The 23697-nt window shown below is 66.9% G+C and carries 25 protein-coding genes, 1 other RNA gene and 1 riboswitch; of the genes, 14 read left to right on the forward strand and 12 right to left on the reverse strand.

The window, feature by feature from the left end:
• Window positions 1–10 precede the first annotated feature (10 nt).
• Both AC3ITW_RS02945 and ettA read right to left on the reverse strand, forming a co-directional pair.
• Complete coding sequence (locus AC3ITW_RS02945) at window positions 11–1327, reverse strand: NCS2 family permease (protein ID WP_004143054.1); 1317 nt, start codon at window positions 1325–1327, stop codon at window positions 11–13.
• Between the two features lie 203 nt (window positions 1328–1530).
• A complete protein-coding gene (gene ettA, locus AC3ITW_RS02950) occupies window positions 1531–3195 on the reverse strand; it encodes an energy-dependent translational throttle protein EttA (RefSeq protein WP_004143079.1) in 1665 nt (554 codons plus the stop codon).
• A gap of 254 nt (window positions 3196–3449) precedes the next feature.
• On the opposite strand from ettA, the gene AC3ITW_RS02955 reads away from it, so the two are divergent.
• From AC3ITW_RS02955 to ribD, 6 genes are all read left to right on the forward strand, one after another.
• Complete coding sequence (locus tag AC3ITW_RS02955) at window positions 3450–3923, forward strand: RcnB family protein (RefSeq protein ID WP_100467793.1); 474 nt, start codon at window positions 3450–3452, stop codon at window positions 3921–3923.
• Window positions 3924–4110: 187 nt separating this feature from the next.
• Window positions 4111–5364: a serine hydroxymethyltransferase gene (gene glyA, locus AC3ITW_RS02960; RefSeq protein ID WP_004143345.1), complete on the forward strand. Its 1254-nt coding sequence runs from the start codon at window positions 4111–4113 to the stop codon at window positions 5362–5364.
• A gap of 124 nt (window positions 5365–5488) precedes the next feature.
• Window positions 5489–5908 carry a hypothetical protein gene (locus tag AC3ITW_RS02965; protein ID WP_065722760.1) on the forward strand — a complete coding sequence of 140 codons (420 nt, stop codon included), beginning with the start codon at window positions 5489–5491 and terminating at the stop codon, window positions 5906–5908.
• A 27-nt stretch (window positions 5909–5935) separates the two neighbouring features.
• A complete protein-coding gene (locus tag AC3ITW_RS02970) occupies window positions 5936–6385 on the forward strand; it encodes a hypothetical protein (protein ID WP_004143347.1) in 450 nt (149 codons plus the stop codon).
• 148 nt (window positions 6386–6533) lie between these two features.
• Window positions 6534–7055, forward strand: coding sequence for a transcriptional regulator NrdR (gene nrdR / locus AC3ITW_RS02975; protein ID WP_004143350.1), 522 nt, complete (start codon window positions 6534–6536; stop codon window positions 7053–7055).
• Between the two features lie 79 nt (window positions 7056–7134).
• The gene (ribD, locus tag AC3ITW_RS02980; RefSeq protein WP_100467794.1) at window positions 7135–8223 is read left to right on the forward strand and encodes a bifunctional diaminohydroxyphosphoribosylaminopyrimidine deaminase/5-amino-6-(5-phosphoribosylamino)uracil reductase RibD; all 1089 of its coding nucleotides are present in this window, start codon (window positions 7135–7137) and stop codon (window positions 8221–8223) included.
• Window positions 8224–8258: 35 nt separating this feature from the next.
• Here the strand turns inward: ribD and AC3ITW_RS02985 are convergent, their stop codons facing one another.
• The 3 genes from AC3ITW_RS02985 to AC3ITW_RS02995 all read right to left on the reverse strand — a co-directional run bounded on the left by AC3ITW_RS02985 (window position 8259) and on the right by AC3ITW_RS02995 (window position 10445).
• Entirely contained in the window at window positions 8259–8693 is a 435-nt protein-coding gene (locus AC3ITW_RS02985) for a hypothetical protein (RefSeq protein ID WP_258015241.1), read from the reverse strand.
• Window positions 8694–8788: 95 nt separating this feature from the next.
• A complete protein-coding gene (locus AC3ITW_RS02990) occupies window positions 8789–9673 on the reverse strand; it encodes a hypothetical protein (protein WP_100434034.1) in 885 nt (294 codons plus the stop codon).
• A 151-nt stretch (window positions 9674–9824) separates the two neighbouring features.
• Complete coding sequence (locus AC3ITW_RS02995) at window positions 9825–10445, reverse strand: hypothetical protein (protein WP_100434035.1); 621 nt, start codon at window positions 10443–10445, stop codon at window positions 9825–9827.
• A gap of 303 nt (window positions 10446–10748) precedes the next feature.
• A riboswitch (FMN riboswitch) is annotated at window positions 10749–10894 on the forward strand.
• A 77-nt stretch (window positions 10895–10971) separates the two neighbouring features.
• On the opposite strand from AC3ITW_RS02995, the gene AC3ITW_RS03000 reads away from it, so the two are divergent.
• From AC3ITW_RS03000 to thiL, 5 genes are all read left to right on the forward strand, one after another.
• On the forward strand, window positions 10972–11598 hold the full coding sequence (locus AC3ITW_RS03000; protein ID WP_489390053.1) for a riboflavin synthase: 627 nt from the start codon (window positions 10972–10974) through the stop codon (window positions 11596–11598).
• On the forward strand, window positions 11595–12695 hold the full coding sequence (ribB, locus tag AC3ITW_RS03005; protein ID WP_004143417.1) for a 3,4-dihydroxy-2-butanone-4-phosphate synthase: 1101 nt from the start codon (window positions 11595–11597) through the stop codon (window positions 12693–12695). Before AC3ITW_RS03000 ends, ribB begins: the two co-directional genes overlap by 4 nt.
• A gap of 185 nt (window positions 12696–12880) precedes the next feature.
• Window positions 12881–13348 carry a 6,7-dimethyl-8-ribityllumazine synthase gene (gene ribH / locus AC3ITW_RS03010; RefSeq protein WP_004143439.1) on the forward strand — a complete coding sequence of 156 codons (468 nt, stop codon included), beginning with the start codon at window positions 12881–12883 and terminating at the stop codon, window positions 13346–13348.
• Window positions 13345–13824 carry a transcription antitermination factor NusB gene (gene nusB / locus AC3ITW_RS03015; RefSeq protein ID WP_004143441.1) on the forward strand — a complete coding sequence of 160 codons (480 nt, stop codon included), beginning with the start codon at window positions 13345–13347 and terminating at the stop codon, window positions 13822–13824. The genes ribH and nusB overlap by 4 nt, the downstream gene beginning before the upstream one ends.
• A 120-nt stretch (window positions 13825–13944) precedes the next feature.
• Entirely contained in the window at window positions 13945–14907 is a 963-nt protein-coding gene (gene thiL / locus AC3ITW_RS03020) for a thiamine-phosphate kinase (RefSeq protein ID WP_004143456.1), read from the forward strand.
• A gap of 231 nt (window positions 14908–15138) precedes the next feature.
• Here the strand turns inward: thiL and AC3ITW_RS03025 are convergent, their stop codons facing one another.
• From AC3ITW_RS03025 to AC3ITW_RS03045, 5 genes are all read right to left on the reverse strand, one after another.
• Window positions 15139–15324, reverse strand: coding sequence for a hypothetical protein (locus tag AC3ITW_RS03025; RefSeq protein WP_012510038.1), 186 nt, complete (start codon window positions 15322–15324; stop codon window positions 15139–15141).
• 341 nt (window positions 15325–15665) lie between these two features.
• The gene (locus AC3ITW_RS03030; RefSeq protein ID WP_012510039.1) at window positions 15666–17051 is read right to left on the reverse strand and encodes an FAD-binding oxidoreductase; all 1386 of its coding nucleotides are present in this window, start codon (window positions 17049–17051) and stop codon (window positions 15666–15668) included.
• The gene (locus AC3ITW_RS03035; RefSeq protein ID WP_012510040.1) at window positions 17048–17629 is read right to left on the reverse strand and encodes a metal-dependent hydrolase; all 582 of its coding nucleotides are present in this window, start codon (window positions 17627–17629) and stop codon (window positions 17048–17050) included. Before AC3ITW_RS03035 ends, AC3ITW_RS03030 begins: the two co-directional genes overlap by 4 nt.
• A 110-nt stretch (window positions 17630–17739) precedes the next feature.
• Window positions 17740–18108 (reverse strand): YraN family protein, encoded by a 369-nt coding sequence (locus AC3ITW_RS03040; protein ID WP_041864472.1) that lies wholly within the window; start codon window positions 18106–18108, stop codon window positions 17740–17742.
• Window positions 18098–19819 carry a penicillin-binding protein activator gene (locus AC3ITW_RS03045; RefSeq protein ID WP_100434040.1) on the reverse strand — a complete coding sequence of 574 codons (1722 nt, stop codon included), beginning with the start codon at window positions 19817–19819 and terminating at the stop codon, window positions 18098–18100. Before AC3ITW_RS03045 ends, AC3ITW_RS03040 begins: the two co-directional genes overlap by 11 nt.
• Window positions 19820–19900: 81 nt before the next feature.
• Here AC3ITW_RS03045 and rsmI point away from each other — a divergent pair, with 81 nt between their 5' ends.
• Together rsmI and rnpB are read left to right on the forward strand one after the other, a co-directional pair.
• Window positions 19901–20719, forward strand: a complete 819-nt coding sequence (gene rsmI, locus AC3ITW_RS03050) for a 16S rRNA (cytidine(1402)-2'-O)-methyltransferase (RefSeq protein WP_032968623.1) — start codon at window positions 19901–19903, stop codon at window positions 20717–20719.
• A gap of 122 nt (window positions 20720–20841) precedes the next feature.
• Window positions 20842–21193: RNase P RNA component class A (rnpB, locus tag AC3ITW_RS03055), an RNA gene on the forward strand.
• A 123-nt stretch (window positions 21194–21316) separates the two neighbouring features.
• Here rnpB and AC3ITW_RS03060 read toward each other — a convergent pair.
• Window positions 21317–21796: a DM13 domain-containing protein gene (locus tag AC3ITW_RS03060; RefSeq protein ID WP_004143632.1), complete on the reverse strand. Its 480-nt coding sequence runs from the start codon at window positions 21794–21796 to the stop codon at window positions 21317–21319.
• A gap of 352 nt (window positions 21797–22148) precedes the next feature.
• Window positions 22149–22925, reverse strand: a complete 777-nt coding sequence (locus tag AC3ITW_RS03065; RefSeq protein ID WP_100434041.1) for an NRDE family protein — start codon at window positions 22923–22925, stop codon at window positions 22149–22151.
• A gap of 368 nt (window positions 22926–23293) precedes the next feature.
• Here AC3ITW_RS03065 and AC3ITW_RS03070 point away from each other — a divergent pair, with 368 nt between their 5' ends.
• On the forward strand, window positions 23294–23695 hold the full coding sequence (locus AC3ITW_RS03070) for a division/cell wall cluster transcriptional repressor MraZ (RefSeq protein ID WP_008266948.1): 402 nt from the start codon (window positions 23294–23296) through the stop codon (window positions 23693–23695).
• Window positions 23696–23697: the final 2 nt, after the last annotated feature.

The following is a 23697-nucleotide window of genomic DNA, read 5'->3' on the forward strand; positions in this document are numbered from 1 at the left end:
CGCCCAACGCTTACTCCAATGCGTAGCGCAGGGTAAACAGCACCGCCACCAGCCACACCGCCGGATGCACTTCGCGCCAGCGGCCGGTGCCGGCCTTCAGCGCGGCATAGGCGATGAAGCCGAACGCCAGGCCATTGGCGATCGAATAGGTGAACGGCATCGCCAGCGCACACAGCGCGGCCGGCACCGATTCGGTCAGGTCGCTCCAGTCCACTTCCACCAGTTCACGCAGCATCAGGCCAGCCACGAACAGCAGCGCCGGCGCGGTGGCATAGCTGGGCACCATCGCCGCAAGCGGCGAGAACAGCAGTGCAGCCAGGAACAGCGCCGACACCACCAGCGCGGTCAGGCCAGTGCGGCCGCCCACCTGCACGCCCGAGGCGCTTTCGGCGAAGGCCGTGGTGCTGCTGGTGCCGAGCATCGAACCGGCCACGATCGCGGTGCTGTCGGCCAGCAGCGCACGGCCGAAGCGCTTCTGCGCGCCCGGCAGCTTCAGCAGGCCGGCTCGGCCGACCACGCCGTACAGCGTGCCGGTGGCATCGAACACTTCCACCAGCACGAAAACCAGCACCACCTGCAGCAGCACCGCGATCGGCGCGCCGCCGTCATGGTGCAGCAGGCCCGGCAGGTCCAGCTGCAGGAAGGTGGGTGCCAGGCTCGGCGGCAGCGACACCAGGCCCTGGTACTGCACGTCGCCCAATGCCCAGCCAGCGCCGGTCACGGCCAGGATGCCGATCAGGATCGCACCGCGGATGCGGCGCGCTTCCAGCACCGCGATCAGGAGGAAGCCGGCCAGCGCCAACAGCGGCGGTGCCGTGTTCAACGGGCCCAGTGCCACCAGCGTGTCTTCATTGCCGACGATCACGCCGGATTTCTGCAGCGCAATGATCGCCAGGAACAGGCCGATGCCGGCCACGATGGCCGAGCGCAGCGACGAAGGAATGCCCGACACCAGCCACGCCCGCACGCCAGTCAGCGACAGCACCAGGAACACCAGGCCGGAGATGAACACCGCACCCAGTGCCTGCTGCCAGGGCAGGCCAGCGGCACCGACCACGGTGAAGGCGAAGAACGCGTTCAGGCCCATGCCCGGAGCCATGCCGACCGGGAAATTGGCGGCCAGCGCCATCACCGCCGAACCCAGTGCAGCGGCCAGGCAGGTGGCCACGAACACCGCGCCGGCGTCCATGCCGGTGGTGCCGAGGATCTCGGGATTGACGAAGACGATGTAGGACATCGTCAGGAAGGTGGTGACACCGGCCAGCAGCTCGGTGCGCACGGTGGTGCCGTGCTGCTGCAGCTGGAACAGGCGTTCGAGCAGTGACATGGGGAATCTCGCGACAATAAGGTGTCACGACCAACGGTCGTGACCTACCCGAATGCAGAACGTGGGTACCGACCGTTGGTGGTGGATACCGACCGTTGGTGGTGGGTACCGACCGTTGGTCGGTACGCTTCAAAGCGTCACCACCAACGGTGGTGACCTACCGAAATGAGAAAGGCCGCGCGAGCGCGGCCTTTCCGGTTGGCTTACTTCAGCGCCTTGAAGCGCAGGCGCTTCGGCGCCGCGTCGTCGCCCATGCGGCGGCGCTTGTCTTCTTCGTACTCGCGGTAGTTGCCCTGGAAGAACTCCACGTGCGAGTCGCCTTCGAACGCCAGGATGTGGGTCGCGATGCGATCCAGGAACCAGCGATCATGCGAGATGACGAAGGTGTTGCCCGGGAACTCCAGCAGCGCATCTTCCAGCGCACGCAGGGTTTCGATATCCAGATCGTTGGACGGTTCGTCGAGCAGCAGCACGTTGCCACCCTGCAGCAGGGTCTTGGCCATGTGCAGGCGGCCACGCTCACCACCGGACAGCGAACCGACCATCTTCTGCTGGTCCTGGCCCTTGAAGTTGAAGCGGCCGATGTAGGCGCGCGACTGGATCTCGATGCCGTTGATGTTGAGGATGTCCAGGCCGCCAGCGATTTCCTGGAACACGCTGTGGTTGCCTTCCAGCGCATCACGGCTCTGGTCGACATAGGACAGCTGCACGGTCGGGCCGACCACGATCTCGCCGGTGTCCGGCTTTTCCTGGCCGGTGATCATCTTGAACAGAGTCGACTTACCGGCACCGTTGGGGCCGATGATGCCGACGATGGCGCCGCCCGGCACCAGGAAGCTCAGGTTGTCGAACAGCAGGCGGTCGCCGAACTTCTTGGAGACGTTCTTGAACTCCATCACCGCGTTGCCCAGGCGCTCGCCCGGCGGGATGAAGATTTCATTGGTCTCGTTCCGCTTCTGGTAATCGACCGACTGCAGCTCTTCCAGGCGGGCCAGACGGGCCTTGCCCTTGGTGCGGCCGCCCTTGGCGTTCTGGCGCGACCACTCCAGTTCCTTCTGGATCGCCTTCTGGCGGGCCTTTTCCTGGTTGTCTTCCTGCTTCAGGCGCTCATCCTTCTGGGTCAGCCAGTCGGTGTAGTTGCCCTTCCACGGAATGCCGCGACCGCGGTCAAGTTCCAGGATCCACTCGGCGGCGTTGTCCAGGAAGTAGCGATCATGGGTGACGGCCACGACGGTGCCGGTGTAACGCGCCAGGAACTGCTCCAGCCATTCCACCGACTCGGCGTCGAGGTGGTTGGTCGGTTCGTCGAGCAGCAGCATGTCCGGCTTCTGCAGCAGCAGGCGGCACAGCGCCACACGGCGCTTCTCACCACCGGACAGCTTGCCGACGATGGCCTCCCACGGCGGCAGGCGCAGCGCATCGGCGGCCACGTCCAGCTGGTTTTCCAGGGTGTGCGCATCGCCTGCGGCGAGGATCGCCTCCAGGCGCTCCTGTTCCTTGGCCAGGGCGTCGAAGTCGGCACCTTCTTCGGCATAGGCCGCGTACACCGCTTCCAGCGCAGCCTGCGCCTGCAGCACTTCGCCCACGCCTTCCTCGACCGCTTCACGCACGGTCTTGGTCGGGTCCAGCTCCGGTTCCTGCGCCAGGTAGCCGACCTTGATGCCAGCCTGCGGGCGGGCTTCGCCCTCGAAATCGGTGTCCACGCCGGCCATGATCTTCAGCACGGTGGACTTGCCGGCGCCGTTCAGGCCCAGCAGGCCGATCTTCGCGCCCGGGAAGAACGACAGCGAGATGTCCTTGATGATCTGCCGCTTGGGCGGGACCACCTTGGACACGCGGTTCATGGTGTAGATGTATTGCGAGGACATGAGGTCTCCGTAGGCGCGGCCCTGCGCCCGATCCGTCACGGGGAGCTTCCCGTTGCGGCAGCGGGCACAGACTGAAAGGAATACCGCCAATTATAGCCGGAACCGCTTCCGCACCGCGCCCGGGCAGGGGCTGCCGGGCTGGCTGCGGCCTGAATACTGCGTCACAGTCCCGCAGCAGGAAGCGTTTCCAGCTGGAAGCGGTTCAGATCGGGTGCGCAATATGGGCTCACCACCCACCCAAGCAGAGGTCTGACATGCGCATCAATCGAGTAATGGCCGGCGCCGTGGCCTCTGTGCTGGCGCTCGGCGCGGTGGCCCCGGCCTTCGCCGACAACGACCATCGCCGTGACCACGACCGCCGTGAGTGGCGCGAGGATCGCCGCGAATGGCGCCAGGACCGTCGTGAGTGGGAACGTGATCGTCGCGAGGCCCGGCGCGACTATCGCCAGGATCGCCGTGAATGGCACCGCGACCATGATCGCTACTACCGCCCGGCGCCGCCGCGGGTGGTGTACCGCCCGGCCTATGGCCCGGGCTATGGCTGGAAGGTCGGCCACCGCTACCGCGATTACTACCGCGGCCCGGTCTACGTGGTGAACGATTACCCGCGCTACCAGCTGCGCCGCCCGCCTTACGGGCACCAGTGGATCCGCGATGACCGCGGCAACATGCTGCTGGTGGCCATCGCGACCGGCGTGATCGCCCAGTACGTGCTCAGCAGCCGCTGAAGATCGCGCTCGGGGTCGGATCCCTTTGCAACGCAAAGGGCTCTGCCCCCGCAACGCCACTCGAAACCATACGGGGCCGAATTCCTTCGGGGATGCCGGCCCCGTCCGTTTCGGCCCCGGCAGGCCGGTGCGGGGCTACAATCGGGGGCTGAGCCGTACCCCTTTTCCCTGCCTGCTGGAGTACCCGATGTTCCCGCGTGACGTCCGCATCGAATCCTACGATCCCGAACTGGCCAAGGCCATCGCCGCTGAGACCCAGCGCCAGGAAGACCACGTCGAGCTGATCGCCAGCGAGAACTACACCAGCCCGGCGGTGATGGAAGCCCAGGGCAGCCAGCTGACCAACAAGTACGCCGAAGGCTACCCGGGCAAGCGCTACTACGGTGGCTGCGAATACGTGGACATCGCCGAGCAGCTGGCGATCGACCGCCTGAAGCAGCTGTTCGGCGCCGACTACGCCAACGTGCAGCCGCACAGCGGCTCGCAGGCCAACCAGGCCGTGTACTTCGCCCTGCTGCAGCCGGGTGACACCATCCTCGGCATGAGCCTGGCCCACGGCGGCCACCTCACCCACGGTGCCAAGGTCAACGCCTCGGGCAAGCTGTTCAACGCCGTGCAGTACGGCGTGAACGATCAGGGCCTGATCGACTACGACGAAGTCGAGCGCCTGGCCCTGGAGCACAAGCCGAAGATGGTCGTGGCTGGCTTCTCGGCCTACTCGCAGGTGATCGACTGGGCGCGCTTCCGCGCCATCGCCGACAAGGTCGGTGCCTACCTGTTCGTGGACATGGCCCACGTCGCCGGCCTGGTCGCCGCTGGCGTCTACCCGAGTCCGCTGGAACACGCGCACGTGGTCACCTCCACCACCCACAAGACCCTGCGCGGCCCGCGCGGCGGCATCATCGTCGCCAAGGGCGCCGGCGAAGACCTGGTCAAGAAGCTGCAGTCGATCGTGTTCCCGGGCATCCAGGGTGGTCCGCTGATGCACGTCATCGCCGGCAAGGCCGTGGCCTTCAAGGAAGCGCTGGAACCGGGCTTCAAGGCCTACCAGCAGCAGGTGGTGAAGAACGCCCAGGCGATGGCCAACACGCTCATTGCGCGCGGCTACAAGATCGTCTCCGGTGGCACCCAGAACCACCTGATGCTGGTCGACATGATCGGCAAGGACGTGTCCGGCAAGGACGCGGAAGCCGCGCTGGGCAAGGCCCACATCACCGTCAACAAGAACTCGGTGCCGAACGACCCGCGTTCGCCGTTCGTCACTTCGGGCCTGCGCCTGGGCACCCCGGCGGTGACCACCCGTGGTTACGTCGAACAGGACTGCGTGGACCTGGCCAACTGGATCGCCGACGTGCTCGACGCGCCGAGCGATGACGCCGTCATCGCCCGCGTGCGCGACGCCGTCAGCGCGCAGTGCCGCAAGTACCCGGTCTACGGTTGATCGCAGCAGGGGTCAGAGCCCTTTCCTGACGGAAAGGGATCCGACCCCTAAACCCGGATCGAAGCCGGGGTCGGATCCCTTCCCGCAGGGAAGGGCTCTGACCCCAGCATTGGAGTAACTGCGCATGGATGAGCGCCACCTCAAGTACCTCTACACCGCGCTGGCGGTGCTGTTTGGCCTGCCCAGCCTGGCGATGGGCGGCGCGGCGGCGACGATGCTGCTGCTGATGGGGCTGGGCCAGTTCGGTCATGGCACCTTGGCCTCGGTGACGGTGATGCCGCTGTGGGGCCTGGCTGGCATTGCCGGCTGCCTGGCCTGGTTGTGGCTCAGCGCGGGTTTTCTGATGCAGGGGCGTGCCGGGCTGCAGGTGCACCGCCTCTGGTGGTGGATGCTGCTGGCGGGCGGTCTCGCCGCCTTGCCGCCGCTGGGGCTGGCGCTGTGGTGGAGCGCCACCGTGCACGCCGAAGGCATCAGCCTGTTGCTGCTGGGCCCATCGATGCTGGTACCGGCCGCGATGCTGGTATGGCTCAAGCGCCGCGAATGACACGGCCCATGGAAGGAAATCGACTGCATGGATGAGCGTCTGCACAAACGCTGGATGGCGATCGCCGGCCTGCTGGTGGGCCTGCCCACCGTAGCCGCCGGAGGCACGGGTGCCGTGCTGGGGCTGATGGTCGTATGGGATGGCAAGTACCTGACCGGCGACGAGCACAGGATCCTGCTGCTGTGGTCGTCGGCCGGAATTCTTGGCCTGCTGTCCTGGCTGTGGCTGAGCGGACTCTTCCTGTGGCGTGGTCTTGCCGGCCTGCGCCAATCGCCGGTTGTCGCCTGGGTGGGTCTGGCGCTTGGGGCCCTGGCTGCGCTGGGCGTGGTCGCCGCCACGCTGTACTTCACCTTCAAGCGGGGGGAAATCTCGACATTGGCCTTCCTTGGGTTCGGCCCGCCGCTGCTGATGATGGCGGGGCATCTGGCGTGGTTGCGTTGGGCTCGCGCGGCCTCGGTGCCGCCCGCACCCGGTTGAGCGGGTAGTCCAGACCTCGTTGGACGCTCTGATTGGCTGAAACGCAGGCGCTTCCGCGCAGACAGCATTTGCTGCTACGCCCTTTCTCAGGTACCTTTGCGACGCTGCCATGACCGTGGCAATAGGTACTCCCTGAGCCAGGCGTTCCATGCATTGCCCCTTCTGCCAACATGCCGATACCCGGGTCATCGACTCGCGCGTCTCCGAAGACGGCGCGACGATCCGTCGTCGGCGTGAATGCGAAGCCTGCGGCGAGCGCTTCAGCACCATGGAAACGGTGGAGCTGAAGCTGCCCGCCATCGTCAAGAGCGATGGCACCCGCGAGGCGTTCGACCAGCGCAAGGTCCGCGCTGGCTTCGACCGCGCGCTGCAGAAGCGTGCCGTGGCCGAAGACAAGATCGAAGCGGCGGTGCGTGCGGTGGTCCACCAGCTGCGCATCAGCGGCGAGCGCGAAGTACCCTCGATCAAGGTCGGCGAGTTCGTCATGAACGAACTGCGCAAGCTGGATCATGTCGGCTATGTGCGCTTTGCCTCGGTGTACCGCAGCTTCGAGGACGTGGCCGATTTCCGCGAGGAGATCGAGAAGCTGGAGCGCGATCTGCCCTCCAGTACCGAACAGCTGCAGCTGCTGGGCGATGTGATTGCCCTGACCAAGAAGAAGAAGGGCTGACCGCCTCTGCCTTGGTGGGTGCCAACCGTTGGTTGGCACTGATGGCGTGCATCCACACCGGCGGCGTTACCATGGCCGCATGACCAACCCGTTCTCCGTCCTTGACCACCTGCACATGGCCAACGCACTGCGTCTGGCCGAGCGTGCCGCCTACACCACCCGCCCCAACCCGATGGTCGGCTGCGTGATCGCCCACGGCGAACGTGTGGTCGGGCAGGGCTGGCACCAGCGCGCCGGTGGACCGCACGCCGAAGTGTTCGCGCTGCGCGAGGCCGGCAGCGAGGCTCGTGGTGCCACCGCCTACGTCACGCTGGAACCCTGCGCACACTACGGTCGTACGCCGCCGTGTGCGCTGGCCCTGATCGAAGCGGGCGTGTCGCGCGTCGTTGCCGCGATGCGCGATCCGTTCCCGAAGGTCGATGGTGGTGGCTTCGATCTGCTGCGCAATGCCGGCATCGAGGTCGCCGAAGGGCTGATGGCGGCGCAGGCGCGTGAGCTCAACAAGGGCTTCCTGTCGCGCGTGGAGCGCAACCGACCGTGGTTGCGGGTGAAGCTGGCCGCCAGCCTCGATGGCCGTACCGCGATGGCCGATGGCAGCTCCAAGTGGATCACCGGGCCGGCCGCGCGCGAAGACGTGCAGCACTGGCGCGCGCGTGCGGGTGCGATCCTCACCGGCGCCGACACGGTGCTGGCTGATGATCCGATGCTGACCGTGCGCCTGGCCGATACCGAGGTGATGCCACCACTGCGCGTGGTGCTGGATTCGCGCCTGCGTTCGCTCGAATGCAGCCGTGTGCGCGAGGGCGGGGCACCGACGCTGTATCTGCACGCTGCTGCAGTGAGTGCACCGGATGCGGCCGACGCAGAATTTGCCAGCGTGCCCAGTGCTGAGGGCCGTCTCGATCTTGGCGCGGTGCTGGCACTGCTGGCCGAACGCGGCATCAACGAAGTGCATACCGAAGCCGGCGCGACCCTGGCTGGGGCACTGCTGCGCGGCGGCTGGGTCGATGAGCTTCTGCTCTATCAAGCGCCCACGCTGCTGGGCGATACCGGTCGGCCGCTGCTGGCCGGTATCGGTATCGATGCCATGGACCAGCAGCGTCGCCTGCGTGTGGTTGACCAGCGTCAGGTCGGCGAGGACATCAGGCTGCTGCTGCTGCGCCCTTGAGGGAATGACGCGAAGCAGGGGCGATGCCCTTGTCGTCAGGCATCCTCGTCGTCTTCTTCGCCGATGGGGCACTGGCCCTTCCACTGCTGCTTCCACAGCGCATGCAGGTTGCGGCAGTACGCGCCCAGTGCCTCGCCCGGCAGGTTCTTCGCCTTCAATCGCAGCTGGTGACGGGTAAAACCGTCGTCGTACTCATGCGGCAATACCAGCACTGCGCACTGATCGTGATACATCAGGAACGCGTGGCAGTCGTCGTCTTCGCTCATCCACGCATCCAGCTGCCTGTCGCTCAGCAGGGTTGACTCGAAGGCAACCGCTGGGATGACCGAGAAGGTCGTAATCCTGGACTTGGGTACTTTGGCTTGCCCGCACGCCGTCAACGCCAGCAGCGCCATCAGCATGACCATGGTCGACGTCGTGCGGTGTTTCATGCGGTTGCCCCGATGGAAGAGGGCAACAGCATTGACCATGCAGGTCGCACAGGGCCATGCAATGGTTCTGAAAGTGCGGATGCAGTCGTCATCCGTGACCACGAGCCGAGCGTGGGCTCGGCTCTACACGTGGCTTACGCGCACTCGTCGGTCCACATCATCTCGGCGATCGGGCGCAGTGCCTTGCACTCCTGCGTCATCTCATCGGCCGACTGCACCTGGGCCTTGGCCTTCAGTTCCTCGGCCATGGCGTCCACGCCGCTGATCTGGTCCGGTGCGATCTTCGCCACGCAGGCACGATGCTGCTGCAGCAGCAGGTCGCAGCCCGGTACGCCGGTCACCTTCGGCGCGTTGGCCGCCTGCGCGTCCTGCATCCAGTCCTCGAACGGTGCCAGCGCGCCGGTCACGGTGCCCACCAGGTCATCGAAGTTGCCGCTGTACCAGTAGCCGTTGTCCTTGGCCGGGTACAGGGTGAAGGTGCCGCTGACCGGCACGCGCGCACCGCTCTGCAGCGCCTGCGTGTAGGCATCGGTGAACTGCTTGCGCGAGGCCGGGCTGGCGTCGGATGCAAGGCTGGCAGCGAACAGCGGGCGCACCTTGCCCAGGTCGGGCAGCTGGCAGCTGAAGGTGATCCGCGCCAGCTTCTGGTCTTCAACGTATTCGTTGTCTTCGATCGCGCTCTTGGTCGCGCGGCACTTCGAATCACGCAGGGCCTTGGCATACAGCGCTTCGGTGGCTGCAGCGTCGACCTTGGCGCCGGTGCTGGCCAGTACGGTCTGCCAGGGTTCGGCCAATGCCTTGGCCAGCGCACCCGGGTTCGGGGTCACAGCGTCCTGGCCTTCGAATGCCGGTTTCAGTGCGTCGTTGAGCGCGCGCGTGGCGGTCGCGTCGTCTTCCAGCAGGGTGCGTGCATACAGGTCGAACGCCTGTTCGGGCGACAGCGTGGCCGTGGCGGCCGTGGCGGCCAGGGGAGCGCACAGCAGGGCGCTGGCCAGCAGGGTACGGATGGGGGTCTTCATGACGGTGTTTCCTGTTCCAGAGGCGCGCAAGCCTAGCGCATCTGCGTGGACTTTCGATGGCGCGACGGGGCCACGTGGGGGAGTACAGCGGCCAAAAAAACGGGCCCCTTGCGGGGCCCGTTCGATCGCACGACGAGGAGCGATCGTTGGATCAGAAGCTGGCGCGGACGCCGGCCGAGTACTGGGTGACGTCGCGGTAGCCGGAGATCTCGCCCACCAGACCCCAGGTCTTGGTGAAGTTGATCTGGCCACCGATGGTGCCGACCCAGGTGCCCTTGTAGTTGTTGCCGCCGTCCATGTAACCGGCCTTGGCCCAGGCTTCGGTCATGCGCGACGGCTTGCCGCGGATGCCCATGGTGGCGCGGGCCAGGTTGGTGTGGTCCTTGTAGCGGTCGCTGTAGCCGTCATAACGATCGGTCAGCTCGGCGTTCTGGCGCACCCAGGCAATGTCGGCGGTGAAGTCGACGCGGTCGGTCCACGGCATGTGGTAGCCGATGCCCAGCTCCGGCTGATTCAGTTCAACCTTCAGCGAACCGTCGCTGTAGTGGTAGGTCTTGCTGGTGCGCGACCAGCCACCGAACACGTAGACCTGCTCGGCCACGGCCACAGAGCCACGCAGGTAACCACCGTCGACCTTCGGGTCGTCCAGTGCGTTGTCGTCAACCTTGACCTGCGTCCAGCCGCCTTCGACGTAGGTGTAGCTCAGGGCGTCAGCCGACGCCGTGAACGGAGCGGCGGCCAGCAGAGCGGCCACGATCAGGATCTTGCGCATGGGAATTCCTGTGAATTTCAGTCCATTGGCGGACCTGCCCAGCGGGCGGCCCGTGGCGACCTCATGTCGTCCGGTGCGCATGTTAATGAAATTTTTACAGATTGCGAGCGACGGCCGTCACAGCCTGCGGCAGGCTTGGCCGGAGTCGGATCCGTTTTCCAGAGGAGAACGGCTCTGACCCCCCTGCGCTGCCACGGACCCATAGGCGGGGCAGAGCCCTTTCCTGCGGAAAGGGATCCGACCTCGTCATCCACCTCGTTCAGCAGGGGCTGGTACACTACGCCGGCCGGTTCGCCGGTACACAAACGTCTTCAGGGCGGGGTGCGATTCCCCACCGGCGGTAGGTGCGCAAGCACGAGCCCGCGAGCGCTCCGGCCTTACCGCCGGGGGTCAGCAGATCCGGTCCAATGCCGGAGCCGACGGTATAGTCCGGATGAAAGAAGACGGTGCTACAGGGCCTTTGTGGCCCTGCGCCCGCCTGTTTGCCTTGCGGCGTTTTTCGCTCACTTTTCGCGGAGAACGTTTCTTGTTTACTGGAATCATCGAAGGCGTCGGCCGTCTGGCCGCACGCGAATCCATCGGCGGCGATGTCCGCTTCACCTTCAACGTCGGGAGCCTGCCGTTCGACAACGTGCAGATGGGCGAGAGCATCGCCATCAACGGCGTCTGCCTTACCGTCATTGCGTTCGACGCCAGCAGCTTCCAGGCCGATGCGTCCACCGAGACCCTGGGCCTGACCACGCTCGGCCAGCTGTCCGAAGGGGCGGTCATCAACCTGGAGCGCGCCATGCGCCCGACCGACCGCCTCGGCGGCCATCTGGTCAGCGGCCACGTGGACGGTCTCGGCCAGGTGCTGTCCATCCACGAAGACGCGCGTGCCCAGCGTTGGCGTTTCGCCGCGCCGGCCTCGCTGCGCCGCTACATCGCCAAGAAGGGCTCGATCTGCGTGGACGGCGTCAGCCTCACCGTCAACGAAGTGGATGATGAGGGCTTCGAAGTCGCCCTGATCCCGCACACCGTGGCCAACACCGCCTTCTCCGCCGCGGGCGTGGGCAGTGCGGTCAACCTTGAAATCGACCTGGTCGCCCGATACGTGGAGCGCCTGATCAGTGTGCCGGCCAACGGTCAGCACCCGCATGGAGATGCAGCATGAATTTCGCCCCGATTCCGGAGATCCTGGAAGACATCCGCCTGGGCCGCATGGTCGTCATCGTCGATGACGAAGACCGCGAGAACGAAGGCGACCTGATCATGGCCGCCGAGCTGGTCAAGGCCAGCGACATCAACTTCATGGTCACCCATGGCCGTGGCCTGGTGTGCCTGCCGCTGAACCGTACCCGCGCCGCCGATCTCGGCCTGGCGCCGATGGTGCAGGCCAATACCGCGCAGTTCCAGACCAATTTCACGGTCAGCATCGAGGCCGCCGAGGGTGTCACCACCGGCATCTCGGCGCATGACCGCGCGCATACCATCCGTACTGCGGTGAAGCCCAATGCCAAGCCGTCGGACCTGCACCAGCCGGGCCACATCTTCCCGCTGATCGCCCAGCCGGGCGGCGTGCTGACCCGCGCCGGCCACACCGAGGCGGCCGTGGACATGGCCATGCTGGCCGGGTTGGAACCGGCCGGAGTGCTTGTGGAGATCCTGAACCCGGATGGCAGCATGGCGCGCCGCCCGGAACTGGAAGTGTTCGCCCGCGAGCACGGCCTGAAGATGGGCTCCATCGCCGACCTGATCGCCTACCGCCTGGCCACCGAAAAGACCGTCGAGCGCGTGGACGAGCGCGAGATCGAGACCGAGTTCGGCCCGTTCAAGCTGGTGACCTACCGCGACCGCATCGCCCACGACGTGCATTTCGCCCTGGTGCGCGGCACCCCGGATGCGGACACCCCGACCCTGGTCCGCGTGCAGGTGGAAAACCCGCTGGCCGACCTGCTGCACTGGCGCCGTGATGATTTCGGCGTGGCTGCTACCGATGCCCTGCGCGCCATCGATGCCGAGGGCGCGGGCGTGATGGTGGTGCTGTCGGCCCCGCGCGACGGCGAGGCCCTGCTGGCCCGCCTGCGCCAGCAGCCGGCGCCGGTGGTACCGGGCAAGGACAAGGATGTGAGCCAGTGGCGCCGCAATGGTGCCGGCGCGCAGATCCTGTCCGACCTGGGCTTGGGCAAGCTGCGGGTACTGGGCACCCCGCGTCGCCAGATCGGGCTGGCCGGGTACGGCCTGGAAGTGGTGGAGACGGTTACCCTGTAATGGGTAGTGCCGGCCGCTGGCCGGCAACTGCATCCCCGGGATTGCCGGCCAGCGGCCGGCACTACCACACCTCCGCCAAAGGTGGGTGCCGACCGTTGGTCGGCACACCCTGCAGGCCCCCGCCAACCACGGCCGGGGCCCATCCACGCTAGAATTACCCCCTTATCGAGTCCCCCAAGCCGCATATGAGCCACTACGAAGGCGATCTTCGCACTCCCGAATCGGCGCGCTTCGCCATCCTGGCCAGCCGCTGGAATGCCCGCATCACCGACACGCTGGTCGCTGGCGCACGCCAGAGCCTGGCCGGCAACGGCATTGCCGAAGCCAACATCGACGTGATCCGCGTACCGGGTGCCTGGGAACTGCCGCTGGTCGCCGCGCGTCTGGCCGCCGCCCATGAGCACGCCGCCATCCTCACCCTGGGCTGCGTGATCCGTGGCGATACCCGCCACTACGAACACGTGGCCGACCGCTGCGCCGAAGGCCTGATGCGCGTGCAGCTGGACTTCGGCGTGCCGGTACTGAACGGCGTGCTGGCGGTTGAACGCGCCGAAGACGCCGAGGCCCGCGCAGGCGGCAGCCATGGCAACAAGGGCGAGGAAGTCGCACTCGCCGCATTGGAAATGGTCAACCTGCTGGAGCAACTGCCATGAACAAGAACACCCAGGGCAAGCCCTCCGGTAAGCCCGTCCGCCGCGATGGCGTCGACCCGGTGCTGCGCTCGCGCGCGCGCCGTCGTGCCGTACAGGCCATCTACGCCTGGCAGATCTCCGGCGGCAACGCACAGTCGCTGATCGCCCAGTTCGCCCACGAGCAGGCGCGCGAAATCGCCGATCTGGCGTACTTCGAAGCGCTGATGCATGGCGTGCTCGACAACCGCCGCGACATCGACGAGGCCCTCGGCCCGTACCTGGACCGTGGCATTGAAGAAGTGGATGCGATCGAACGCGCCGTGCTGCGCCTGGCCGGTTATGAGCTGCGCTACCGCCTGGACGTGCCGTACCGCGTAGTGATCAACGAAGCCATCGAATCGGCCAAGCGTTTTGGTTCCGAACACGGCCATACCTACGTCAACGGCGTGCTGGATCGTGCCGCCGTGGAATTGCGCAAGGTCGAATCGGGTCACTGACCCGCCTGCGGTAGTGCCGGCCGTTGGCCGGCAGCTGCAGGGATCCTGAGGTTGCCGGCCAGCGGCCGGCACTACCGCCCACCGCGCCCTGCGCGGCACGTACAACAGCGGGAACGCCCCATGTCCCTGGCCGAATTCGCCCTCATCGACCGCATCCGCGCCCGCACCCTCGAGCGCGACGACATCCTGCTCGGCATCGGCGACGACGCTGCGTTGCTGCAGCCGCGCGCCAATGAGCAACTGGTGGTCACCGCCGATACGCTCAACAGCGGGGTGCACTTCCCAGTCGAGACCCCTGCGTTCGATATCGGTTGGAAGACGCTGGCGGTCAACCTCTCCGATCTCGCAGCGATGGGTGCACGCCCGGCCTGGTGCACGCTGGCGCTGTCGTTGCCGGAAGCGTCTGAAGACTGGATCGATGCGTTCGCCGATGGCTTCTTCGCACTGGCCGACCAGCACGACATCGCGCTGATCGGTGGCGACACCACACGTGGCCCACTGTCGTTGTCGGTGACCGCGATGGGCCAGGTCGGTCGTGGCCAGGCCCTGCGTCGCGACCGCGCGCAGCTTGGCGATGACATCTGGGTGAGCGGCACACTCGGCGATGCCGCCGGTGCGCTGCGCCTCTGGCAGCAGGCCGCATTGAGCGTCGCCACCGCCACGTTGCTGGCCGACTACGAAAGCCTGCGCCTGCGCCTGCTGCGGCCGACGCCGCGGGTCACCCTCGGCCTGCGCCTGCGTGCCTTCGCGCATGCAGCGGTGGATGTGTCCGACGGCCTGCTGGCCGATCTGGGCCATATCGCCACGCGCAGCAGCGTGGCCGCGCATGTGGATGCCGACTCGTTGCCGATCTCGCACGCGCTGCGTGAGCTGCTCGGCCGCGACGATGCGCGCGACTGCGCACTGCGCGGTGGCGACGACTACGAACTGTGCTTCACCGCCGCCGCCGACCAGCGCGACGCGCTGCACTACCTGGCCGAATCGCTGGACGTGCCGCTCACCCGCATCGGCCGCATCGCCGAAGGGCAGGGCGTGCACTTGGATGGCGAAGCCGCCAACGGCGGTTACCAGCACTTCGCCTGATCCGGAACGCCGGACATGGCCCGGCGCTGCCACGCGACTGAAACCGCCGGGCATGATCGGGTGCTGCCGTATCGGTGCGCGGTTGCTGGATGACATCGACGCTGCAGAGCCGAGCCTACGCTCGGCTCACGCGCGAAGCGCGGCTTTCATCGCGATGTGGCTCAAGGGCAGCCGAGCATGGGCTCGGCTCTACAAATGTCGCTAAGCTGCCTGCAACTGCACACCCAGTACTCAGTCAGCCTGCGGCTGCCTGCCGCGACGCTGCTGCAGGCAGGACTCACACGTGACCGTTGCCAGCGACCGCGCATCGTTGGCCGCGGCCAGGGCCTGCTCCAGGATCGGCGCGAGGTCATGTGGCAGGCGCGCAGCGGCTTCGCCAAGAGTGGTGATGACATGGGGATAGAGAGGCTTGTACATCTCGGCATCCTTGTTCGCAGGGCGTGGGCGCTGTTGCTTCGACCCAACCCGTTCGGCGGTTGCCAACGGCTCACAGAGATGCCGATGGTGCTGTCACTGCAGGCTCGCTGGACCAGGCAGCTGGCGCTCACGGCGGGCGTGGGTCAGAGCTGTGTGGTGCTGTTGGCGATATGTTCCTGGCAAAGGCGCAGTTTTCCCATGCAACAAGTTGCAAAGCACACTGGACACCGGATGGAGCTTCAGTTGACGGCTGGCAGCGTGAAGGTCCGTAGCGGGCACAGTGCGACGCCTCCAGCAGGGGAGGGCTCCTGCGGGTCGTCGTCAACACATTGGCAGTGGCACTACACCGGCGGCAGCACCTTGCCGGGGTTGAGGATGCCGTCCGGGTCCAGCGCGGCCTTGATCGCTCGCATCGTCGCCAGCGTTTCTGCGGTGAAGGCCTTCGCCATGAAATCTCGCTTGGCCAGGCCAATGCCGTGTTCCCCCGACAGCGTGCCGCCCAACGCCAGCGTCAGCTCGAAGATCTTTGGCAGCGCGGCATGCGCGCGCGCGTTCTCGTCGGCATCATCCGGGTGGTAGAGGATGTTGACGTGCAGGTTGCCGTTGCCGGCATGGCCGAAGGTGACGATGGTGAGTGCGTAGTCACGTGCCAGTGCCTGCACGCCGGCCACCAGTTCCGGAATGCGCGACACCGGTACCACCACGTCTTCGTTGATCTTGCCCGGCGCGACGCTGCGCAGTGCGGGCGACAGCGCCTTGCGTGCGGCCCACAGCTGGTCGCGTGCGCGGCCTTCCATCGCCACGTCCAGCTCGATCATGCCGTCGCCTTCCGCAGCGCTGGCCAGCGCCTGCAGCAGGTAGGGCAGGGTGTCGTGGTCACCATCGGCTTCGACCAGCAGCATCGCACCGGCCTGGGGAACATCGGCGCCGTTGAGGCGCAGCAGCTCCAGGCTGCGCGCGTCCATGAACTCGAGGCGGGTCGGTACCACAGGCTGTGACATCAACCGCGACACTGCGGCAGCGGCGGCATCGGCATCGCGGTACAGCACGCGCAGACCAGCCTGGCTGACCGGCAGCGGGGTCAGTTTCAGGGTGGCTTCCACGATCAATGCCAGCGTGCCTTCGCTGCCCACCAGCAGGTGCGTGAGGTCGTAGCCAGTGGCGTCCTTGGTGTAGGCGCCGCCGCAGCGGATCACGTCGCCGGTGCCGGTCACTGCCACCAGGCCCAGCACGTTGTCGCGGCTGGTGCCGTACTTCACCGCGCGTGGGCCACCGGCGTTGCAGGCGAGGTTGCCGCCGATGCTGCAGATCTCGGCGCTGGAAGGGTCCGGTGCCCAGAACAGGCCATGCGGGGCCAGCGCCTGCTGCAGGGTGCCATTGAGCACACCCGGCTGCACGACCGCGCAACGATCACCGGCGCGGATCTCGACGATGCGATTCATGCGGGTGAACGACAGCACGATGCTGCCCGGCTGTGGGACGGCGGCACCGGTAGTGCCGGTACCGGCACCGCGCGCGACCAGCGCCACGCCATGCGCGCGGCAGGCACGCACCAATGCCTGCACCTGTTCGATGTCGGCCGGCAGCGCCACCGCTGCGGGACGCTGGTGACGCCATGAGTTGTCCTGCGCGTTGGCCTCCAGCGCGCTGTCATCCATGCGCCAGCCCTCCGCGCCCAGCAGGGCGGACAGTTCGGCAATCAGGGCAGCAGGCAGGACAGGACTCATGACGGATCTCGTGGGGTAGCAGGAGCGGGTTGGATCAGTTTCCAGGCGACGACGGCTGTGGCCAGCGGCAGCCACACCCAGCGCAGTTCAGAGAGCAGGGTGGCCACGCCACGCGCGCTGAAGAACTGCGGCGCGAACGGTGAAACGCGGATCGGTCGCCACGGTGCGAAGAAGCGTTGTTCACTCCACGGCCAGGCCAGCGCAACGCCGAGGCCACCGGAGGTCATCGCATCCAGCAGCGGATGGCTGGCGGCACAGACGAAGACGAGTGTCGCTGCTTGCAAGGTAGGTGCCAACCTTGGTTGGCACGGAACCGCCGACCAAGGTCGGCTGCTACCAAAGAACGCCAACACTGCGGCCAATGTCGCCAGCACGCAGGCAAACAGCAACGAATGGCTGGCACCGCGATGTCCGAACGCATCGGCATAGGGAATGTGCAGTGCAAAGGCCAGCACATCGGCATCGGGCAGCATCGCTGCGATCACGCCGGCCACGAGCAGGCGCGGCGGGATGCGGCCACGATCAGCGGCGCACCACAGTGCCAACGGCACAGCGGCATGGGTGATGATCGAAGGCATCAGTCACGCACCGTGGTAGTGCCGGCCAGGCTGCGCTCTGGCAGGTGCCAACCTTGGTTGGCACAGAAGCGCCGACCAAGGTCGGCCTCTACCAGAGCGGACGGTAACCATCAGCAGTCATCCAGCCGGAATGCATCACGCAGCCACCGCAGCTGCGGCGGTTCACCACTGGCTTCAACCACATCGAAACGGCAGGGCGCATTGGCCAGTGCCGGGTTGTCCTGCAGGTACAGCTGCGCGGCATGCGCCAGGCGCCGGCATTTGCGCGCATCCACCGAAGCGGCGCCGCCACCGAAATCGGAGCGTGCGCGGTAGCGCACTTCCACGAACACCACGGTGCCGGCATCGTCCATCACCAGGTCCAGTTCACCGCCGCGATAACGCACGTTGCGCGCACGCGGCTGCAGCCCGGCCTGTTGCAGATGCTGCTCGGCGGCGGCTTCCACCGCCGAGCCCCGTTGGCTGCGCTCAGCGACCACCGACGATCGGCATCGGCCGGCCGCCATTGAAGGTCGACCATGCCGGCTGGCGCAGGATGTTGCCGTTGCTGTCCAGGAACAGGGTGCCGGTAGCACCGTCCAGGCCGCCTTCGTTGGACAGCTTGTCCAGGTAGGCGGTGATCTTCCAGGCATCCGCACCGAAGGCGAACAGGCGGCCGGCCGCACCGCGTGCGCTGGGCAGGGTGCTGGCCACCTGGCTGGCCGAGGGCAGGCCGGACACGCTGCGCACGTTCCAGGCTTCGTTCGGGTAGACGATGCCGTCCAGCGCCACGTCTTCTTCCACCTTGCCGCTGCCGACGGTCAGCTGCGAGGTGCCGACGCGGGTGGCGCCACCGGCACCGGCCAACGCCAGCTGCGGCGCCAGCAGGCGGGCCTGCGGCGCGCGCACGGCAAGGAACACGGCGTCGACCTGGCCGGCATTGCGCACCTGCGCGCCGACATCACCGACGGCATCGCTGACGTTGAAGGTAGCCACGACCTGGCCGCCGCGCTGGGCAAAACGCTGTGCGAAGGCAGCGGCGGAACGACGGCCGGTGTCGTCATTGCTGCTGATCACCAGCGCGCGGTTGCGTTCGCGGCCACGCAGGTACTCGGCGGCGACGATGCCGTCGTCTTCCGGTGCCAGCGAGAAACCAGCGCTGCCGGCCGGCGGCGCGTCTTTGCCACGATTCAGTGCCAGCACCGGTACCTGCAACTGCTGGCGGCCATACACCGCGTCCACCTCGTCGCGGCCCAGCGGGCCGACCACGAAGTCGACACCGGAGGCGACGGCCTTGTCGTAGGCAGCGAGGGCACCGGCCGGAGTACCGGCGGTGTCGATGAAATTGATGTCCGGGCGCCGACGGCTTTCACCGTAGTAGGCGCTCAGCAGGCCATCGCGCACCGGCTGTGCGGCGGTGGCCAGGCGCCCGCTGAGCGGCAGCAGCACGGCCAGCTTGGCCGGCGGCCGGTAACCGTCGCTCATCGCCGGCGGGCGCTTGCTGGTGTCGAACTGAGCCGCGCCATCGCGGTCGAACGGGCGCGGCAGCGGCAGGCCGCGCGCGATCAGCGCGCGACCGGCAAAGTTGTACAGCGGGTCGTTGGCTGGCAGGGCGGCGGCACGGCTGCGCAGCGTGGCATCGTCGAGGGTGCCGAGCAGGCCGGAGATTGCAGCCTGGTTCTCGCTGCGCGCGCTGCCGGTCAGGCCGGCATGGGCGCGGGCACGCTCGTTGGCAGCGCCGAATGCATCGCCGGTGCCCTGCAGGGCCTGGGCGCGGGCCAGCAGCCAGCGTGTGCGCAGGCCGACCGCAACGCTGTCGGCATGGTCCTTCAGCAGTGCCAGTGCCTGCGCCGGCTGCTTGTCGGCCAGCGCCAGCTCGGCGCCGGTCAACTGGTAACGCTGCAGGCTGGCGCCGGACAGCTGGCGGGCGGTGAGCTGGCCCAGCAGGCTGCGCGCGCGCGCGCTGTCGCCAGCCAGGTGCCAGGCCCAGGCCGCGTCGGCCAGCGCGTTGCTGCGGGCACCGCCGCGCAGGGTGGCGGCGAGGCCTTCCAGCTGCAGTGCGGCGTCGCGCGGCTTGCCTTGTTCGATCAGCGCCAGCGCCTGGCTCTGGGCCGGCGATTCGGGTGCACTGGTCAGGCTGGTGGTGGCACAGCCGGCCAGCAGCATCAGCGACAACGACAGGGCGGAGATCCGTGCGGCGGGCTTGTTCATGATCGGGTCCATGCGATGAGGGCAGCGGCCTTGGCCGGGTACACGCTACGATTCTACCCTTGCCCCGTGAGTACCGCTGAAATGAGTGTCCCAACCCTGTACGTCGTCGCCACCCCGATCGGCAACCTGGCCGATCTGAGCCCGCGCGCGCAGGAGGTGCTGCGTTCGGTGGCGGCCATCTGTGCCGAAGACACTCGTCGCAGCGGCCAGCTGTTGTCCCATTTCGGCATCCAGCAGCCGCTGGTGGCCCTGCATGAACACAATGAGGAAGCCCTGGCCCAGCGCCTGGTCTCGCGCCTGCAGGCCGGCGAATCGCTGGCACTGGTCAGCGATGCCGGCACCCCGCTGGTCAGCGATCCCGGTTTCCGCCTGGTGCGTGCCGCGCGTGCGGCAGGCATCAAGGTCAGCCCGATTCCCGGCGCCTGCGCCGCCATCGCCGCGCTGAGCGTGGCCGGCCTGCCCAGCGACCGCTTCAGCTTCGAGGGCTTCCTGCCGGCCAAGGCCAGCGGTCGCCGCGACCGCCTGCAGGCGCTGGCCGGTGAAGTGCGCACGATGGTTTTCTACGAATCCTCGCACCGGATCACCGAGTCGTTGGCTGACATGGCGGCGATCTTCGGCGGCGAGCGCCCGGCGGTGCTGGCCCGCGAGCTGACCAAGCTGTTCGAGACCGTGCTCGATGGTGACCTGGCCGGTCTGTTGGCCAAGGTTGAGGCCGATGACAACCAGCGCAAGGGCGAGTTCGTGGTGATGGTGCAGGGCGCCGGTGATGACGAGGAAGCGCAGCTGGCCCATGGCCGCCAGGTCTACGCCAAGCTCAGCGAGCACCTGCCGCCGTCGACCGCTGCCAAGCTGGCCGCCGAGTTGACCGGCGCACCACGCAAGGCATTGTACGGGTCCTGATCGGTAGCGCCGGGCCATGCCCGGCGAGCGTAGCGCGGCATCGAACAGCCGCCGGGCATGGCCCGGCGCTACCAGAACGCGACGGGCAGGAAGTGCCCATGTACGCTAGAATACGCGCTGGCGGAGTCGGCCAGACAGTCGCGTCATCCCTTCGGGGGTGCCGAGGAAAGTCCGGGCTCCATAGGGCAAGGTGCCAGGTAACGCCTGGGCGGCGCAAGCCGACGGAAAGTGCAACAGAAAGATACCGCCTACGTCTTCTTCGGAAGGCCGGTAAGGGTGAAATGGTGCGGTAAGAGCGCACCGCGAGTCTGGCAACAGACCGGCACGGCAAACCCCACCTGGAGCAAGACCAAATAGGGATCCTTTGGCGCGGCCCGCGTTGGATCCGGGTAGGTTGCTTGAGCGTTGCGGTGACGTAACGCCTAGAGGAATGACTGTCCACGACAGAACCCGGCTTATCGGCCGGCTCCGCCTCCTTCTTCCATATGCGTGAACCGCGCATCGGTAGTGCCGGCCGCTGGTCGGCAGCGTCACGATGCCTGCAGGGCGGACAGAGTGCCGGCCAGCGGCCGGCACTACCTCGACGCCGCGTGTTCCTCAACCCGGCGTGCGGTACTGCCCGGCGGAGATGAACTGCGAGAAGCGCTCGCACCACACCACGACCGTGGTGTAGTCGTCCACGTCCACGTTGTCGGGCACGTCCACCAGGAAACGGCTGAAGGTTTTCACCTCGCCGATGCGCTGCGCCTGTGCCTTGATCTTCAGGAAGTCGGCCTTGTTGTCGACGAAGTCGCGAACCAGGTACACCTTGTAGTCCGGGCCCGGCCCCATCTTGCCGTCGAAGGCGACCTGGCGCGGGCTGACGCTGACTTTGCCTTCCGCCCAATGCACTGCATCGCTGCCCTTGAGGTCGCGGCGAAAGGTGGTGCGGTAGGGGGCATCAGTCATGGCGGCCTGCACCTGTGCGACCGGCGGGTCATCGGGGGCAATCAGGATCGGCAGGAAGTACACCCCCAGGCCGAAGCCAAGGCCGAGGGTGAGCAGGTGGGTGACGATCAGGATGAGGATGCGGCGCATTGGGCCTCCTTGTGAATGTGGATCGCGCGGCATGGCGCCGGGCAGGGACACCCTGGAAGGTTGCGGGCGACATTTATAGACACAGTGCCGATTGCAAAAAGGGCACAGGCGGGGGCGCAGCGGCGGATGCCTTGTGGCACGGGCGGAATGGCGCTGCTTCGGCAAGCTGAATGACGCTATCGGCACGCCGTGGCGGCGGCTGCTGTCATGCGGATCGCGACAACACGATGCCCGGTAGTGCCGGCCGCTGGCCGGCAACTGTGTGGTGCATCCGAAGATCCAGAGGTTGCCGGCCAGCGGCCGGCACTACCCTGCTGGAAAGGAATTCCCGCCAGCGGCCGGCACGACCCGGTCAGAAAATGACGTGACTCTGTCCGTTGGCTGCGCCCTGTGGGCCGAAGCGGCGCTCGTGGATCTCGCCATGGCCGTCGGCGTCGATCAGCAGTACGGTGCTGGCACGGGTGCCGTAGTCGTCGCCGCGGATGAAGGCCGGGCTCAGCCAGCGCTCGCGCTCCAGGCCGATGCCGGTGTCGGGCAGGTCGCTGTCGGCGGGGCGGTGCTCGTCAGCCAGGGCATCCCAGAGTGGGGTCAAATCCCTTTCCCCCTGGGAAAGGGGGCTGCCCCCGTCTTCCTGCAGCCAGTGTTCAAGGGCGGCCATCAACCTGCGGGTCTTCGGCCAGGGCGCGTCCAGCGCACCGTTGGACATGCCATGCACGCCCGGGCCCAGGCTCTGCCGCTCGGCGGGGTGGTTGCCCAGGAACTCCAGGCTGTGGCCGTCGGCCAGCAACAGGTTGAACGGCGCGTAGGCGCCGGCCACCGTTCCCAATCGGTCGATATGCACGGCGGCCGGGTCGCGGCCGCGCAGGAAGTCGGCCACCAGCGCGCCCCGTGAAGGACCGGTCTGGGCGGCCAGCGGATCACGCACATTGGTGACCACTGCCATCCGGCCTGCGGCACCGACGCCGGCCCAGCCACCACCGGAGCGCAGGTCGCGCCCCCCGATGACGGAGGTCTCATCTTGCCAGGGGGCCAGCGCCGCCGTCGGGCGGGCGTGGAACTCATCACGGTTGCCGGTCATCACCAGCCGCCAGCGCGGGTGGTGCATCCAGCCAAGAGCGAGCAGGCACATGGCCTCATTGTGCACGGTTTGCGCAGTCTGGCGCCGCTTCCAGCCCGTTTTGGATGAATGCGCGGCCGATGTTTCACGCGCTGTCCACAGCCCTGAACTTCCGTTCAATCTCAAAAATTGAGACGGATCAGCAACTTGTGGATAAGCCTTGAACAATTCTCTAAAGGTTGTTGCAAGCCATTGATGTGGCTGGCGATTTCCCCGCTGAAAAGTTGTTGACAACCCTTCGGCCGCTGCTAAGGTGGGCATCAGAGGGAAATCCGGGTGTTTTGTGGGTTTTCGTGGTTCAATGTTTCACCGGGCGAAGGATAGGTGCACGCGTCGTGTTCCAGGGCGAGACGGCCATCACAGTTGACGATAAAGGGCGCATGGCGGTTCCCACCGCTTACCGCGACCTCGTCGCGCGCGCCAGCAACAACCGTCTCGTGCTGACCTACAACCCGTTCGAAGCCGGCTGCCTGTGGCTGTACGCAGAGTCGGAATGGGAGCGGGTCCGCGACGACGTGATGTCCAAGCCCAACACCCAGCGCGTCGTGCGCCTGTTGCAGCAGAAGCTGGTCGGCTCGGCCGCCCATCTTGAGCTGGACGGCAACGGTCGCATCAGCATCCCCGCCAGCCACCGCGGTGCGGTGGGCATTGAGAAGAAGGCGGTATTGCTCGGTATGGGCGACAAGTTCGAATTGTGGAGCGAGCAGGCGCATCGGGCCCTGATCCAGCAGACATTGTCTGACGAGGATCTGGGTGATGGGTTGCTCGACCTGAAGTTGTGAGC

Source organism: Stenotrophomonas sp. KH_052 (assembly GCF_057838755.1).

Bases quoted from the DNA above. Each gene is read 5' to 3' on its own strand.
- AC3ITW_RS02945 (WP_004143054.1), bottom strand. From the start codon at position 1,327: ATGTCACTGCTCGAACGCCTGTTCCAGCTGCAGCAGCACGGCACCACC.
- ettA (WP_004143079.1), bottom strand. From the start codon at position 3,195: ATGTCCTCGCAATACATCTACACCATGAACCGCGTGTCCAAGGTGGTC.
- AC3ITW_RS02955 (WP_100467793.1), top strand. From the start codon at position 3,450: ATGCGCATCAATCGAGTAATGGCCGGCGCCGTGGCCTCTGTGCTGGCG.
- glyA (WP_004143345.1), top strand. From the start codon at position 4,111: ATGTTCCCGCGTGACGTCCGCATCGAATCCTACGATCCCGAACTGGCC.
- AC3ITW_RS02965 (WP_065722760.1), top strand. From the start codon at position 5,489: ATGGATGAGCGCCACCTCAAGTACCTCTACACCGCGCTGGCGGTGCTG.
- AC3ITW_RS02970 (WP_004143347.1), top strand. From the start codon at position 5,936: ATGGATGAGCGTCTGCACAAACGCTGGATGGCGATCGCCGGCCTGCTG.
- nrdR (WP_004143350.1), top strand. From the start codon at position 6,534: ATGCATTGCCCCTTCTGCCAACATGCCGATACCCGGGTCATCGACTCG.
- ribD (WP_100467794.1), top strand. From the start codon at position 7,135: ATGACCAACCCGTTCTCCGTCCTTGACCACCTGCACATGGCCAACGCA.
- AC3ITW_RS02985 (WP_258015241.1), bottom strand. From the start codon at position 8,693: ATGGTCAATGCTGTTGCCCTCTTCCATCGGGGCAACCGCATGAAACAC.
- AC3ITW_RS02990 (WP_100434034.1), bottom strand. From the start codon at position 9,673: ATGAAGACCCCCATCCGTACCCTGCTGGCCAGCGCCCTGCTGTGCGCT.
- AC3ITW_RS02995 (WP_100434035.1), bottom strand. From the start codon at position 10,445: ATGCGCAAGATCCTGATCGTGGCCGCTCTGCTGGCCGCCGCTCCGTTC.
- ribB (WP_004143417.1), top strand. From the start codon at position 11,595: ATGAATTTCGCCCCGATTCCGGAGATCCTGGAAGACATCCGCCTGGGC.
- ribH (WP_004143439.1), top strand. From the start codon at position 12,881: ATGAGCCACTACGAAGGCGATCTTCGCACTCCCGAATCGGCGCGCTTC.
- nusB (WP_004143441.1), top strand. From the start codon at position 13,345: ATGAACAAGAACACCCAGGGCAAGCCCTCCGGTAAGCCCGTCCGCCGC.
- thiL (WP_004143456.1), top strand. From the start codon at position 13,945: ATGTCCCTGGCCGAATTCGCCCTCATCGACCGCATCCGCGCCCGCACC.
- AC3ITW_RS03025 (WP_012510038.1), bottom strand. From the start codon at position 15,324: ATGTACAAGCCTCTCTATCCCCATGTCATCACCACTCTTGGCGAAGCC.
- AC3ITW_RS03030 (WP_012510039.1), bottom strand. From the start codon at position 17,051: ATGAGTCCTGTCCTGCCTGCTGCCCTGATTGCCGAACTGTCCGCCCTG.
- AC3ITW_RS03035 (WP_012510040.1), bottom strand. From the start codon at position 17,629: ATGCCTTCGATCATCACCCATGCCGCTGTGCCGTTGGCACTGTGGTGC.
- AC3ITW_RS03045 (WP_100434040.1), bottom strand. From the start codon at position 19,819: ATGAACAAGCCCGCCGCACGGATCTCCGCCCTGTCGTTGTCGCTGATG.
- rsmI (WP_032968623.1), top strand. From the start codon at position 19,901: ATGAGTGTCCCAACCCTGTACGTCGTCGCCACCCCGATCGGCAACCTG.
- AC3ITW_RS03060 (WP_004143632.1), bottom strand. From the start codon at position 21,796: ATGCGCCGCATCCTCATCCTGATCGTCACCCACCTGCTCACCCTCGGC.
- AC3ITW_RS03065 (WP_100434041.1), bottom strand. From the start codon at position 22,925: ATGTGCCTGCTCGCTCTTGGCTGGATGCACCACCCGCGCTGGCGGCTG.
- AC3ITW_RS03070 (WP_008266948.1), top strand. From the start codon at position 23,294: ATGGCGGTTCCCACCGCTTACCGCGACCTCGTCGCGCGCGCCAGCAAC.